Consider the following 13,382-nt stretch of genomic DNA (forward strand, 5'->3'; position numbering starts at 1 on the left):
GAATTTATGGAGTTTGGATGAACGAAACACTAAAAGAATCAGAACTTTGGATAGATAGGGGCGACCAATTTGTAAAATCTGGTGAAACAGAAAAAGCACTGGAATGTTACCGCAAAGCTTTGGAAATTAATCCACGTGCGGCGTATGGTTATTTTAAGCGAGCTCAAGTTTATATTAACATAAATAAACTGGATGATGCACTAAGCGATTTAAATAATGCAATTATTTTAAATCCAAATCTTTCTTTTGCTTATTTCAAGCGCGGTTCAATATACTTAGAGATGAAATCTTACAAAGCTGCTATTGAGGATTTTAATTCTGCTATTGCTTTAAATTCTGATTTTCCTTTTGCTTATTTTAAAAGAGGGGTATGCTTTTTAAAATTAAAGAGATACCGTGAAGCGCTTGAAGACTTCAATAAAGCGATTGATCTAAATCCTACATATTTTGAAGCTGTTCTTTATCGGGCAAACACATTTTTTGAATTGAAACAATACAAAGAGGCTATTGATGATTACTCAAAAGTAATCGCAATGGAGCCATCGAATGAAACAGCTTTTATTTCTCGTGGCATTGCTTATGGTGCATTAGGAATGTATAGAAATGCTATTGAGGATTTTTCAACTGTTATTGCATTAAAGCCTAATGAACCTATGCCATATAATTACAGAGCTTTGACGTATATCAAACTAAAACAATACGATAAGGCTCTCAAAGACTTCGATTTCTTAATAGCAAATGAGATACCTGTTCCTGACATCTTCAGCAATAGGGCAATTGCTAATTTCTTTTTGAAAAATTTTGAAGAAGCCGCAAAAGACTATACACGTGCTATACATCTTAATCCTAATTCATCTGTTTTGTATTATAATAGAGCAAATGCTTACTATAATTCAAAAAAATATCTCGATGCGATTCTGGATTATGATAAAGCAGCCGAAATTGAACCAAAATTTGCTAATGCATATTTAGGACGTGGAAATGCTAATTATGCACTTGGCAACTTCAAAGAAGCTATCAAAGATTATAGTAAAGCAATAACTATAAATCCAAGACTTTACCAGGCATATATTGGTAGAGGTAATTGCTTTATGAAGCTAAGATACTATAAGAAAGCACAAGAAGATTTTACATTAGCAATTGAGATAAAGCCCGATAATCCATTCGGTTATCTCAATAGAGGTAGTGCTTTTCGTGCGGATAATAAATTCTCAGATGCAGCAAGAGATTTTAATCAGTTTCTGAAACTTGCTCCCGCTTCTAATAATTCAATGCAAATTAGACAATGGTTGAAAAAAAATGGATTGCCTGTTGAGGCTTAATTAGCACTTTTGTATTTATAGCCATCAATTAATGCTTTGAATAAAGTTTTGAGATGTTCAAAATTCTCAACAGTTCGCAAAAAAGTCAAAAAATAGCCAATCGGTCTGAAATAGGGAACAAATCCGTTTCCGTGTAGCTTGTCAATAGCAGATAAGTTGCGAACCATATAATAAGTTTTCCAGGTAAATTTAGCCTTGTCAGGAACGGGAGTTATAAGTCTAATGAATATAGCATCTCTTATTACAGCAGCTCGGAAATTATTCTTTAAGGCTCTAACCGAAAATTCAGTATCATCCCCATAAATGAAAAATTTTTTTTCGGGAAGACCTATTTTTTCGAATACATTTTTATGAATTAGTGGTCCTTCGAAAGTAAATGCTTCAACTGGTATTGTTTCATTAGCTAAGTCATTTTTTGAGATAATTTCTCTCCATATGCTTTTAAAAGGATTATCAAGAGAAATTTTTTTTACATCATTTAGATAAACGTCTTCTATATTATATCGTAATGGGCATAAAATATCATATTTATCACAATATTTCAGTAAAACTTCCAGACAATTTGGTTTTGCTACTACATCATCATCCATTAACCAAATATAGTCAGCACCTTTTGAATATGCATATTTTGAAGCTGTATACTGTCCGCCTGAACTTCCAAGATTATCCTGAGTAATTGTAGTAATATCGGTTTGTTCAGATAACCATTCGTAGGTTCCATCATTAGAACCATTATTGACAACAACTATTTCATCAATTTGGTGAGTTTGCTTCCTAAGTCCATCAATTACCTGCTTCAATAAATCGAGCCTGTTATATGTTACTACGCAAGCAATTATTTTTTCCATATACTTTCATCAATTAAGTAGAAATGATTATTTTCGTTGTGAAGAATATATTTTTCTATATAATCAGAAGCAATAACGTGGCTTGGGAACATTACATGTTTTGAAATATCATTTAAACCAATCCATTTGAAGTCCGAGTGTTCTTGTGAAATATTAACTTTTGCATCATCATATACTTCAAAAACAAAAACCGGTGAAAAATTAACTTCATTTTCGCGATAATTGTAGAATGAAGCTAAATAAGGCAAGTTCCATAATTTTATTGGTACAATCCCAGTTTCTTCGAATACTTCTCTAATTGCTGTTTCAATTGGAGTTTCAAATTTTTCAATACGACCAGTTACTACTTGCCAAACATTTGGATATGGCTTTGCATTTTCATTTCGCTTAAGAATTAATTGTTCATATTTTTCTTCTTTTTTATTAAAGCGAATAATATGAACCTGAACAGTTTTAGTTTTGTAATTCATTTTAAAATATATACTTTATTGCAACAAATCCTCCAATCAAGAGTATTGCAAATGCAATAGATAACTTATCGAAGTATTTATCTATGAAATATTTTATTTTGGGACCTAAGAAGTAAATCAGACCGCCTACCAGTGTAAATCTTGCGGCTCTTCCAATTAGTGATACTCCAACGAAAGAGAAAAATTCCATATTTACTGCTCCTGCAGCAATAGTCGCAACTTTATAGGGGATAGGAGTGAATGAAGCTAAAGCAAGAAACCATATTCCCAATTCGCTATTATATGCTTCTACAATTCTGTGCCAAGCATCCTGTGCGTGGTAAAAATCAATAATTCTGTTGCCAACAATTTCCATCAGCCCCCATCCAATGTAATAACCACCAATTCCACCAATCACCGAACCTATTGTACACCAAAAAGCTGCTCTAAATCCTTGCTTAGGAGCGCTAATTGCTATTGCAAGCAACAATATATCTGGTGGCAATGGAAAGAATGATGCCTCTATGAAAGAAATAATAAATAATGCTTGAAAAGCATAAGGTTTGTTGGCAAAGCTTTCCATCCATTCCTTGCCATATTTCATCCATTTTTGAACTGCAGACAATATCATAATATTAATTAATAGTAAATAACAAAATTAAACAAAAAATTTATTTTATATTCTATGAATATTTACGATTACCAATAATTCTTATATTAATTTTGAGAATTCGACTATTTTCAATAAATTATATTTCTTATAAACTGAAAATTGCAAATAATTATAGGAGACAAAAAATTGAAAAAGGGCTTTAAAATTGTATTAGTTTTGTTAGTGTCTGCATTGTTAATGCAAGGTTCTCAGTGTGCTTCACGGGAAATGACAACTGCAAAAGTTGCATATCAAAACAAAGATTATCAGAAAGCAATTGAATTTGCAAAACTTGAAGTTCAGAAAAATCCAAATAATTATGAAGCAAAACTCTTGCTTGCAGATTCATATATTCAATTGCGTGATATTGAAAATGCTCATATTGTTTTCAAGGAGTTGATGGATAAAGATACTATTAGTATCATAAAAGAAAGAAAAGTTGGTATGCGTAATGCTCTTTGGGTGAATGCATACAACGAAGCCTGGAATTACTATTCGAAATTTAATAAAACGAAAGACGAACAAGCATACTTGAAAGGAGTTACATTTACACAAATCGGTGCATTTTATATGCCGAGAATTGTTGATTTCTACATAATCGAAGCAAGTCTTCACGAACTAAAAGGCGACCAGGAAAAAGCAATGGAAGCTTATAACAAATATGTAGAAAATATTAAACCTGAATTAGATTTTGCAAAAGCAAACAGTATTTATATTAATTTCCCGACTGAAAAATTAAGTGAAAAGTTTGGGAAACCATCGAAAGTAAATTCTTCAATCAATATGTCGGGCGATTCGATAAGAACGGATACATATATTGTTAAAGGTCGTACTGTTTACTTTTTCTCCGATAAGGCAAACGGACAGTGGCAAGTTGCAGGCTGGCGTGTGAACCCACCAAGAGATTGGTTACCTACTGAACAAACACAATTTACTCCTCTAAATAGTTCTCCGATTGGCGCTCTTGCTTCATATTATTATCATAATGTGAAAAATAAGGAAGCTGCTCTCAACTATGTCAAATTGCTGACGATTTTAGAACCATATAATGCTGATGCCAATACATCGCTTATTAATCTCTATATTGAATTGGATAAAAAAGATGTTGCTATTAAAGAAATGGAAGAGTTAATTAAAGCTGAACCCGAAAATAAAATTTATTGGGAGCAATATGGTTCTCTATTAATGAATTTCGGTGATTATGATAGTGCAATTGAAAAATATCAAAAATCACTTTCAATCGACCCCAATTATGATTTTGCACTAAGAAATATTGCTTCTGCGTATAAAAACAAAGCTTATAAAATCCAAGTTGCAGAACAAGACAAATTGGACAAAGATCCGAAATATAAAATTAATGTTGAAGCATTTATGCCTTATCTTAGAAATTCCGCAGATTACTTTGAACGCTCTCTAAATACTCAACAATTCAAAGATGATATGGACGTTCTTGCAGAGCTTGCTAACATTTATTTAGTAACGAACGAAAAAAATAAATTAGATGTTGTCGTTTCTAAATTAGAAGCAATTGAAAATAAAATTGACGATAGTAAAAAATCTAATTATTATCTTAAAATGATTAAAATTTACAGCGATATGAAGAACGAAAAGAAACTAAAAGAAGTTCAATCAAAGTTTGAAAGTATTAAATAATTAAGGTGTTTTTATGGATAAAAAAGAAAATCAGCCACAACAAATCAGTATAGAACTTGGTGAAAAAGAAGCTGAAGGTATTTATTCAAATTTGGCGATTATTTCTCATTCTCCAGCAGAGTTTGTATTTGATTTTACTCGCTTGCTTCCGGGAGTGCCGAAAGCAAAAGTTATGTCTCGGATTATTATGACACCACAACATGCGAAATTACTACTTCGTGCTTTGAATGATAATATTCGTAAGTACGAAGCTACTTTCGGCGAAATCAATGTAGATGGACCTATGGGCAAACTGTTTGAAGGTTTCGGTTCTGGAACACCAAAGGTCAATTAATTTTGATGTAGTTGTAAAAGAGGCTGATTTTTTATCAGCCTCTTTTTTTATTTAGTTATTTCCAAACTCAAATATTAATATTCGGAATATCTTCAGAAAAATAATCAATGGAGGTTAATAATATGTTAATTTTTTTGTAATTTTCGTATAAATCAATTGCAAAATAACAAAGGTGAAAAATGATTGAAAATTTTGATGATTTAAGAAAATATGATACTTCCAAAATGTTTCAGGTATTACTTGATTTTCCTGAACAAATAAAAGAAGCAATTGAAATTGCTCATAATTGCCATACATTTAAAAATACTGACATTTTGCCGACAAAATTTCTAATACTTGGAATGGGAGGTTCAGCAATTGGTGGGGATTTGCTTCGTTCCTTTTGTAGAGAAGTTCCCGGAGCTAATCATCTTCAGATTATCATTAATAGGAGCTATGAAATTCCTGCTTTTATCGACGAAAGTTGGTTTGTGATTGCTTCATCTTATTCCGGAGGGACAGAGGAAACAATTTCAGCGTATAATTTTGCAAAATGTAGAACAAAAAATATTATAGCTATTACAAGTGGTGGGCAACTTGAAGAATTAGCAAGACAAGATGGTTTCCCAGTAATAAATATTCCTTCTGGCTTTATGCCAAGATGTGCGTTGGGTTATTCTTTCTTTATATTACTTTTGTTGCTGATTCGCATCAATGCTATAGATAGTAATCTCGCTAAGTCAATATTAAACAATACTGAAAGAACTATAGAATTATTAATAAATAAGTCAAAAATCTATTCAGAAAATACGGGCAATAATCTTTCATTATTAATTGCTAATAAAATTAAAGGGAAAATCCCTGTCATTTATTCATCTGAAAATATTCTTGATGTTGTTAATTTACGTTGGCGAGGTCAAATCCAGGAAAATTCCAAGAATTTGGCTTTTGGTGGTTTTCTTCCGGAAATGAATCATAACGAAATTAATTCCTGGATTGAACCAAGTTCCTTAATCCATCACTTTGTTTTCATTCTGTTGCGTGATAAAGAGGAAAATCAGCAAATTTCAAAACGTTTTGAGGCAATTAAGCAGATTTTTTCTGAAATGGGTAATGAAGTCATTGAACTTCAAAGTGATGCTGATAATTTGCTTGCACGAATTTTTGATTTGATATATTTAGGTGACTGGGTAAGCTATTGGCTTGCTTTGCTGAATGGGCAGGATCCCACTCCAATACCGCTTATTTCTAAAATGAAAGAAATTTTAAGTAAATGATTTTGCATTTCTAAATTCTTTTTTGAAGTGATGATACAGAAGCAAGTTGCTATTGTTTTACATTCTTTTGATTTTGGTGAATCGAGCAAAATTATTTCAGCATTTACCCGCGAAAAAGGAAGAATTTCACTTATTGGTAAAGGTTTACGAAATCCCAAAAGTAAATTGCATTTTGCTTCGCAACCGTTGAGCATTTTGGAAATTACCTACTATGAAAAAAATAGGGAAGGGCTACACTTGCTTTCAACTGCTTCGAATTTTATTCCTATGAATGCAATCTTATCTTCGCTTGAACATATTACTTGTGGAATGATGATGCTCGAATCAATATATCATACCTTAGGTGAAAATAATCCATTTGAAGACTTATTTGATTATTGTATTGAAGTGCTCAAATTATTGAACAATGTTGCTCCCAATCCATTCAACTTTTTTATAGCTTCACAGTTTAAACTTGCAGAAACTCTTGGTTTTTGGTTGCAGTTCGATTTTATGCTCGATGATGATGTTAATAGAAGTGAAAAGTATGCTTTTTCTATTGAAGATGGTCGCCCAATAAAGTTAGGTTCAAATCTGAAAAATTCATTTATTTTTGACTATCATACTGCTTTTTATTTACAAAAAATATTTAGATTGCCATTGGAAGATTTACATTCTGTTTCTGAAGATAAATCGTCTTATTCAAAAATAATTTCATTTTTCGAAAAATATTTTAGCTTTCATCTTGAAAAATTTTTTGAATATAAGTCATTTAACTTAATTCGATTGATTTAGTTTTTATTTAATTTATCTTGGAGTGTGATAATGATAAACGGTTATTTTGAATTTTTAGAAGGTTATCTGGCACAAATACAAAAAGATTTTGAAAATTATCAAAATAATTATTTCCCAAAACGTAGTCCTGAGTTTTTCTGTTTAGAATTGAACGGTGAAGCAGGAGAATTAGCAAATTTAGAGAAAAAAATCTGGAAAGGTAAGCATATTCAAATGTGTGAAATCGCAGATGAAGCGGCTGATACTTTTATTGCCTTACTAAATTATGTCAATTCTCGTAAAATTAATCTTGCCGAAGCAGTTGCAAATAAACTGAAAATAATAGAGAAAAAAAGATTGGAACTTGCTCAAAAAGGTGAGGATTACTAATGTTCGATATTGTTATTGCACTTATTATTGGCATTATTGCTGGTGTCGCGGCAGGTATGTTTGGCATAGGTGGTGGAGTAGTTATCGTTCCGGCTTTAATTATTATATTTTCATTACCTTTGCATATGGCAACGGGAACTTCTCTGGCATCGCTTTTATTACCTGTCGGTATTTTTGCTTGTATAAAATTCTACAAATCTGGATTTTTAAATATTAAAGTTGCTGCTTTGATTGCTTTTGGATTATTAATTGGAGTATATTTTGGAGCAGAAGCGGTTGTAGCAATAAGCCCTAATATTCTTAAAACAATATACGGCTTTTTTCTATTATTTGTAAGTTTCTATTTTATTAAGCCATTAGAGATAATTAAAAAAAATAAGTCTGAAAAAATTGTATATGAATATAAAAATACGGTTTCACCGTTATTCCCGTTTCTTGTTGGAGTATTAGCAGGAATTCTTTCAGGAATGTTTGGAATTGGAGGTGGGCTTGTAATTACACCGTTTTTAATGTATGTGCTTCGATTCCATCCAAAAAATGCAATTGGAACATCATTAGGTGCGTTGCTACTGCCTGTTGGATTGCCGGGTGTAATAGTATATCTGAATAATGGTTTTATTGTATTAAATATTGCTGTTGCTATTGCAGTTGGCATTGTTTTTGGGGCAATTATTGGAGCAAAAATAACATTATCTTTAAAGACAAAATATGTAAAGTTTGTTTATGGTGTTTTTTTATTACTAATGGCATTGGATTTTATTGTTGGAGGCTCGATAGCAAATAAAATATAAATATTTATGCTATTTTGTTAATTTTGTATAAATGCTTATAGGGAAATAATGGTAACAATAAATGTTGAATACTTAGGCGATTTACATTGCAAGGTTACTCACGAACCTTCCAAAACAAGTTTTTTTACTGATGCACCTTTGGATAATCAGGGACGTGCTGAATATATATCGCCAACTGATTTGACGGCTGCCTCTATTGCTTCATGTATTGCTACAATTATGGGAATTGCTGCTCGTGCCCGTAATATTGATATTCAAGGTTTGCATATCTCTGCTAAAAAGGAAATGACTAACGTTCCATTCAGAAGAATTTCTGCTATTTATCTTGATATTGATTTTCCTATTGAACTTGATGAAGAATCTAAGAAATTATTTATTAACATTATTAAAAATTGTCCTGTTTCAAGAAGTTTAAACCCAGAAATTAAGATAGAAACTACTTTCAAAATTAAAGGTGAATTCGTCGATATTAATGAGTATTTGAAATGAAAAAATACATTTTTTTTATTTTTATCTATTCCATTTGCTTGGCAAATGCTCAATTGAGTAAGGATATTTCATTAATTTTTAATGAGTCAGTTCGAGAGTATAACAACAAAAATTATCAATCTGCTTTATTGCTAATCGATAGTGTTCTTTTGCATGCTCAAAATGAACACACTTACAATCTTAAAGGGGTGATATTATTTGCAATGGATAGTGCTAGTTTAGCTGAATGGTATTTCAGAAAAGCCATTGAGTTAGATAGCAGTTCCATTGAATATCGGGAAAATTTAGTGCAATCATTAATGAAACAAAAAAAATTCGACGAATCGATAGATGAAATTAATAAAATAATAAAGATAGACCCAGAAAAATCATCTACTTATTATAGTCGTGGTGTTCTTCATTCAGAAAAAAAAGATTATCAGAAAGCAATTGCAGATTTTTCTGCTGCAATAAATCTTAGTCCAAATAATCCTAATTACTATCAAGCCCGTGCTGAAATGTATTATCTTATTGCTGAATATCAAAGGGCTTTATCCGATATATCCCAATCTATCAAGCTAAACCCGGACCAAATTTCCAATTTGCGTCTGCGTGCTTTTATACTTTCGCAACTAAATAATTATAAAGATGCTCTTAGTGATTTTAATAAATATCTTCAATCAAGTCCTAATGATAAAGATGCTTTGCTCGGTCGTGCAATTGCCTTGTATGAAACAGGGAAAAAAATTGATGCTCTTAGTGATTTAGATAAAGTAATTGAACAAAATAGCGTTAATGAAAATGCTTTACTTAATCGAGCTGCGATATATTTTGAACTTGAAATGTACGATCGTGCTTTGAGTGATTATGACAAAGTATTGCAAATCGATCCATTGAATTTTAATGCTAATTTTGGTCTTGGAGAAATCTTTTTTGAGAAAAACGAATTTGAAAAAGCTTTAGCATATTATTACAAGGCAATTGATATTTCCCGGGATAATTCAAATCTTTTTATCAAGGCAGGCAATGCTGAATACAACTTGAAAAATTATTCCAAAGCAGTAGATAATTTTTCTCGAGCCTTGTCGATAAATTCAAATCAGCCGCAAGTATTCTTCAATAGGGCTCTGGCTTATAAAATGCTCGGTCAAAATGAGAATGCTATTAATGATTTTTCTGAATTCATTAAAATAGCAAAAAATCTACCTGAACTTTCTTCTTATAAAGAAAAAGCAGAAAAAGAAATTAAACAACTTAAATCCAAATAATTATGAAAGATAAATTTATCATCATTGCCGGTCCGTGCCTTGCTGAAAGTGAGGAAATTGTTGCCCAAACAACTGAGCAATTATCACAAATTGCTGGTAAATATAATATTGATTTTTATTATAAAGCATCATTTAGAAAGGCAAATCGAACGAGTATTAATTCATTTCAAGGTGTTGGTGATGAACTTGCACTTGAGTGGATAAAAAAATACTCTTCAAAATATAACCTAAGGTCTCTTACTGATATTCATACTCCTGATAATGCTCAGCTTGCAGCCAAATATGTAGATGTGTTGCAAATTCCTGCTTTTCTTTCTCGTCAAACTGATTTACTTATTGCTGCAGGTAATACCGGTAAAATAATAAATATTAAAAAAGCACAATTTATGGCACCGAAAGATGTTATAAAAGCTGCTGAAAAAGTGATTTCAACTGGCAACAATCAAGTTTGGTTAACTGAACGTGGTACTTTTTTTGGCTATCATGATTTGGTTGTTGATATGCGTTCTTTAATAGTTATGAAAAGTAGTGGTTTGCCTGTGATTTATGACGCAACACACTCACTTCAGCAACCATCGGTTGGCGAACAATCTGGTGGTTACCGTCAGTTTATTAAATCACTTGTTCGTTCAGCTGTTGCAATTGGAATAGACGGAGTATTTTTTGAAACACATCCTAAGCCGGAAAAAGCAGAAAGCGATTCTGCTACTCAGATTAAGCTTGATGAGGCAGACAATTTCATTTACAATATATTAGAATTAAATGAATTTATTAAACGGCAATTGAATGCTTAAATTATTGATAAAAAATGTTATTTATTTAATTATTTTTCTAACGATTATTTTTGTAGCTACATCCTGCAATGAGAAAAAAGCTGCAAAGCCCAATACTCTTGATTCGCTTGATTTAGATATTCAACCTGATCAGGTAGCAATGAATTTTAATATAAGATTTATTGATTCAAACTGGACGCGTGCAATTCTCATCGGGAAGCGAGGCAGGATTTTTTCTTCTCGTAATGAAACTTTAATTGATGGTGGATTGAAGCTTGAATTATTCAATAAAGATCAAGTATTAACTACTTGGCTAATAGCTGATAGTGCTCGTGTTGATGATAACAGTCGCGATATGTTTGCTTTTGGGAACATTGTGGTTTATTCTGATAGCACACACACGCGATTGGAAACATCTTTTTTACAATGGAGTCATTCCCAACAGAAGTTCTTTTCTAACGTTTTTGTTCGAATTACTTCTCCAACTGAAATTATTGAGGGATTTGGCTTCGAATCAGACCAAGATCTAAAAAATTATAAAATATATAAAGTAAGTGGAGTGAAACAATGAAAAATATGTTGATAGCCGGCAATTGGAAAATGAATACTAATGTATTCGAATCGCAAAAGCTTGTTGAATACATCCTTGGATTTGTAAAGACTAATGCAACTCTAAAATCGAAAGTTTTGGTTTGTCCTCCTTTTACTAGTGTTTATGCTATTGGGCAGATGATTGAAAACACAAAACTGCTATTAGGTGCTCAGAATTGTTATTATGAAGAAAAAGGAGCGTTTACAGGAGAAATTTCAATTCCGATGCTTGAATATTGTGGCGTTAGTCATATAATTATAGGTCATTCAGAACGACGTTCTTACTTTAAGGAGGAAGACGAAATAATTAATAAGAAACTGTTAGCTATATTAGAACATAATTTAACACCAATTTTGTGTATTGGTGAAACACTCGACGAAAGAAACAAAGGCAGGACTTTCGATATTCTACAGAATCAATTAGATAAAGATTTAGCTGGTTTAACAGGTGATACAATTGAAAGAGTTGTAATTGCTTACGAACCTGTTTGGGCAATCGGAACCGGTATTTCTGCTACGCGAGAGCAAGTTCAAGAGGCACATGATTTTTTACGTAATTTAATAGTAAACAAATTTGGTGCAAAGGCAAATAGAGTTTATCTATTATATGGAGGTAGTCTGTCTGAAAAAAATGCAGATGAGATTTTATCAATAGAAAATGTAAATGGTGGGCTGATTGGAGGAGCTTCGCTAAAAGGTGATAGTTTTTGCAGCATTATTCAAACAGCCGAAAAATACATAATATGATAAACAAAATACCTAATATTCTTACTTTTTTTAGAGCTTTGGCAGCACCGTTTTTTTTTGTGTTGTTTTTGAGTAATAATAGAGATTTGATTCTTTTAGCTGCGATTATTTTTGTATTAGCTGCAATTACTGATTTTTTTGATGGCTATTTGGCAAGAAAAATGAATGTTACTTCTGAATGGGGGGCTTTTGCAGATCCACTTGCGGATAAATTCCTGACTACATCGGTTTTTATTGCTTTTGTAATTATTAAAATAGTGCCACTTTGGATGGTCGCTATAATACTATTACGTGATTTTTCAACAACTTTCTTGAGGCTGGTGAAAATATCTAATAGAAAAATTAGGACTTCTTTAACTGCAAAATTCAAAACTTCTCTTCAAATGATATTTATTTTTGTAATTCTCTTTCTTTATATATCAGGTTTATTTTTAAATGGTGGTATTGCTATAACACTTCGAAACATTGTTTTTTCTGATTATGTTTATTACTCAATGCTGTTGATAACTATTATTTCATTAGTTTCACTAATTGAATATGTCTATCAATTACTAATTCCTAAAACTGATGCTTAAAAGATACGACATCTTAAACTTTTGGGGCATAGGGGAGTTAAAGCATTTTTCTTTAGCTTTATCGGTTTTAATTGTTTATTTTATTTTTTCTCTTATTCCATATGATTATCGAATTATTTTTATTAATCTCTTTTCGTTAGCTTCAATACCGGTTTCTTTAGTAATAATTTCTAATGAAAGAAAATCTTTTGTTAGCAGAAAAATCAATTTTGATAAGATATTACCATTTATTTTGATAAGTAATTTTGATTTTGTGAGTATTGATGAGTTAAGGTACCTGATTTTTGCACTTCTCTATATTTTTTTGCTTAATTTACCGATTATCAAGTATAATTTTTATAAATCTCGTCCAATAGAAATAATTAGTAAATTAACTTTTGCAACTCTTTTATCATTATTTATTGCACAATTAATTGCTTTAGGATTATTACTCTTGCAGATTTCATTATATAATAAATAATTATTTTTTATTACTCAATTTTGTATTATTTTTGATAATTACATTAAAAGTG

At 31.4% G+C, this 13,382-nt stretch carries 17 protein-coding genes; 14 read left to right on the forward strand and 3 right to left on the reverse strand.

Annotated features, from left to right (window positions below):
• The first annotated feature begins 17 nt into the window (after positions 1-17).
• On the forward strand, positions 18-1,322 hold the full coding sequence (locus ACY2LT_RS02195; RefSeq protein WP_491816066.1) for a tetratricopeptide repeat protein: 1,305 nt from the start codon (positions 18-20) through the stop codon (positions 1,320-1,322).
• Here the strand turns inward: ACY2LT_RS02195 and ACY2LT_RS02200 are convergent.
• The 3 genes from ACY2LT_RS02200 to ACY2LT_RS02210 are packed head-to-tail and all read right to left on the reverse strand — an operon-like array spanning position 1,319 to position 3,250.
• Positions 1,319-2,170: a glycosyltransferase family 2 protein gene (locus tag ACY2LT_RS02200; protein ID WP_491816067.1), complete on the reverse strand. Its 852-nt coding sequence runs from the start codon at positions 2,168-2,170 to the stop codon at positions 1,319-1,321. The two genes, ACY2LT_RS02195 and ACY2LT_RS02200, sit on opposite strands and share 4 nt — an antisense overlap.
• Positions 2,158-2,640 (reverse strand): NUDIX domain-containing protein, encoded by a 483-nt coding sequence (locus ACY2LT_RS02205; RefSeq protein ID WP_491816069.1) that lies wholly within the window; start codon positions 2,638-2,640, stop codon positions 2,158-2,160. The genes ACY2LT_RS02200 and ACY2LT_RS02205 overlap by 13 nt, the downstream gene beginning before the upstream one ends.
• A 1-nt stretch (position 2,641) precedes the next feature.
• Positions 2,642-3,250 carry a YqaA family protein gene (locus ACY2LT_RS02210; RefSeq protein WP_491816070.1) on the reverse strand — a complete coding sequence of 203 codons (609 nt, stop codon included), beginning with the start codon at positions 3,248-3,250 and terminating at the stop codon, positions 2,642-2,644.
• Positions 3,251-3,418: 168 nt separating this feature from the next.
• Here ACY2LT_RS02210 and ACY2LT_RS02215 point away from each other — a divergent pair, with 168 nt between their 5' ends.
• The 13 genes from ACY2LT_RS02215 to ACY2LT_RS02275 all read left to right on the forward strand — a co-directional run bounded on the left by ACY2LT_RS02215 (position 3,419) and on the right by ACY2LT_RS02275 (position 13,330).
• Positions 3,419-4,924 (forward strand): tetratricopeptide repeat protein, encoded by a 1,506-nt coding sequence (locus ACY2LT_RS02215; RefSeq protein WP_491816072.1) that lies wholly within the window; start codon positions 3,419-3,421, stop codon positions 4,922-4,924.
• 13 nt (positions 4,925-4,937) lie between these two features.
• Positions 4,938-5,258, forward strand: a complete 321-nt coding sequence (locus ACY2LT_RS02220) for a DUF3467 domain-containing protein (protein WP_491816073.1) — start codon at positions 4,938-4,940, stop codon at positions 5,256-5,258.
• Between the two features lie 179 nt (positions 5,259-5,437).
• Positions 5,438-6,514, forward strand: a complete 1,077-nt coding sequence (locus tag ACY2LT_RS02225; RefSeq protein WP_491816074.1) for a bifunctional phosphoglucose/phosphomannose isomerase — start codon at positions 5,438-5,440, stop codon at positions 6,512-6,514.
• A gap of 30 nt (positions 6,515-6,544) precedes the next feature.
• Positions 6,545-7,288: a DNA repair protein RecO gene (gene recO, locus ACY2LT_RS02230; protein WP_491816076.1), complete on the forward strand. Its 744-nt coding sequence runs from the start codon at positions 6,545-6,547 to the stop codon at positions 7,286-7,288.
• A 30-nt stretch (positions 7,289-7,318) separates the two neighbouring features.
• The gene (locus ACY2LT_RS02235) at positions 7,319-7,657 is read left to right on the forward strand and encodes a hypothetical protein (protein ID WP_491816077.1); all 339 of its coding nucleotides are present in this window, start codon (positions 7,319-7,321) and stop codon (positions 7,655-7,657) included.
• The gene (locus ACY2LT_RS02240; protein ID WP_491816079.1) at positions 7,657-8,448 is read left to right on the forward strand and encodes a sulfite exporter TauE/SafE family protein; all 792 of its coding nucleotides are present in this window, start codon (positions 7,657-7,659) and stop codon (positions 8,446-8,448) included. Before ACY2LT_RS02235 ends, ACY2LT_RS02240 begins: the two co-directional genes overlap by 1 nt.
• 48 nt (positions 8,449-8,496) lie before the next feature.
• Complete coding sequence (locus ACY2LT_RS02245; protein WP_491816080.1) at positions 8,497-8,937, forward strand: OsmC family protein; 441 nt, start codon at positions 8,497-8,499, stop codon at positions 8,935-8,937.
• Positions 8,934-10,184, forward strand: a complete 1,251-nt coding sequence (locus ACY2LT_RS02250) for a tetratricopeptide repeat protein (protein ID WP_491816082.1) — start codon at positions 8,934-8,936, stop codon at positions 10,182-10,184. Before ACY2LT_RS02245 ends, ACY2LT_RS02250 begins: the two co-directional genes overlap by 4 nt.
• A gap of 2 nt (positions 10,185-10,186) precedes the next feature.
• On the forward strand, positions 10,187-10,978 hold the full coding sequence (gene kdsA / locus ACY2LT_RS02255) for a 3-deoxy-8-phosphooctulonate synthase (protein WP_491816083.1): 792 nt from the start codon (positions 10,187-10,189) through the stop codon (positions 10,976-10,978).
• Entirely contained in the window at positions 10,971-11,528 is a 558-nt protein-coding gene (gene lptC, locus ACY2LT_RS02260) for an LPS export ABC transporter periplasmic protein LptC (RefSeq protein WP_491816084.1), read from the forward strand. Before kdsA ends, lptC begins: the two co-directional genes overlap by 8 nt.
• Positions 11,525-12,295: a triose-phosphate isomerase gene (gene tpiA / locus ACY2LT_RS02265; protein ID WP_491816085.1), complete on the forward strand. Its 771-nt coding sequence runs from the start codon at positions 11,525-11,527 to the stop codon at positions 12,293-12,295. Before lptC ends, tpiA begins: the two co-directional genes overlap by 4 nt.
• A complete protein-coding gene (pgsA, locus tag ACY2LT_RS02270) occupies positions 12,292-12,870 on the forward strand; it encodes a CDP-diacylglycerol--glycerol-3-phosphate 3-phosphatidyltransferase (protein WP_491816086.1) in 579 nt (192 codons plus the stop codon). The genes tpiA and pgsA overlap by 4 nt, the downstream gene beginning before the upstream one ends.
• Positions 12,863-13,330, forward strand: coding sequence for a hypothetical protein (locus ACY2LT_RS02275; protein WP_491816087.1), 468 nt, complete (start codon positions 12,863-12,865; stop codon positions 13,328-13,330). The genes pgsA and ACY2LT_RS02275 overlap by 8 nt, the downstream gene beginning before the upstream one ends.
• The last annotated feature ends 52 nt before the right edge of the window (positions 13,331-13,382 follow it).

The organism is Eximiradius proteiniborus (genome assembly GCF_058546985.1).

Coding starts and splice junctions, on each gene's coding strand:
- ACY2LT_RS02195 (WP_491816066.1), top strand. CDS start 18: ATGAACGAAACACTAAAAGAATCAGAACTTTGGATAGATAGGGGCGAC.
- ACY2LT_RS02200 (WP_491816067.1), bottom strand. CDS start 2,170: ATGGAAAAAATAATTGCTTGCGTAGTAACATATAACAGGCTCGATTTA.
- ACY2LT_RS02205 (WP_491816069.1), bottom strand. CDS start 2,640: ATGAATTACAAAACTAAAACTGTTCAGGTTCATATTATTCGCTTTAAT.
- ACY2LT_RS02210 (WP_491816070.1), bottom strand. CDS start 3,250: ATGATATTGTCTGCAGTTCAAAAATGGATGAAATATGGCAAGGAATGG.
- ACY2LT_RS02220 (WP_491816073.1), top strand. CDS start 4,938: ATGGATAAAAAAGAAAATCAGCCACAACAAATCAGTATAGAACTTGGT.
- ACY2LT_RS02225 (WP_491816074.1), top strand. CDS start 5,438: ATGATTGAAAATTTTGATGATTTAAGAAAATATGATACTTCCAAAATG.
- recO (WP_491816076.1), top strand. CDS start 6,545: ATGATACAGAAGCAAGTTGCTATTGTTTTACATTCTTTTGATTTTGGT.
- ACY2LT_RS02235 (WP_491816077.1), top strand. CDS start 7,319: ATGATAAACGGTTATTTTGAATTTTTAGAAGGTTATCTGGCACAAATA.
- ACY2LT_RS02240 (WP_491816079.1), top strand. CDS start 7,657: ATGTTCGATATTGTTATTGCACTTATTATTGGCATTATTGCTGGTGTC.
- ACY2LT_RS02245 (WP_491816080.1), top strand. CDS start 8,497: ATGGTAACAATAAATGTTGAATACTTAGGCGATTTACATTGCAAGGTT.
- ACY2LT_RS02250 (WP_491816082.1), top strand. CDS start 8,934: ATGAAAAAATACATTTTTTTTATTTTTATCTATTCCATTTGCTTGGCA.
- kdsA (WP_491816083.1), top strand. CDS start 10,187: ATGAAAGATAAATTTATCATCATTGCCGGTCCGTGCCTTGCTGAAAGT.
- lptC (WP_491816084.1), top strand. CDS start 10,971: ATGCTTAAATTATTGATAAAAAATGTTATTTATTTAATTATTTTTCTA.
- tpiA (WP_491816085.1), top strand. CDS start 11,525: ATGAAAAATATGTTGATAGCCGGCAATTGGAAAATGAATACTAATGTA.
- pgsA (WP_491816086.1), top strand. CDS start 12,292: ATGATAAACAAAATACCTAATATTCTTACTTTTTTTAGAGCTTTGGCA.
- ACY2LT_RS02275 (WP_491816087.1), top strand. CDS start 12,863: ATGCTTAAAAGATACGACATCTTAAACTTTTGGGGCATAGGGGAGTTA.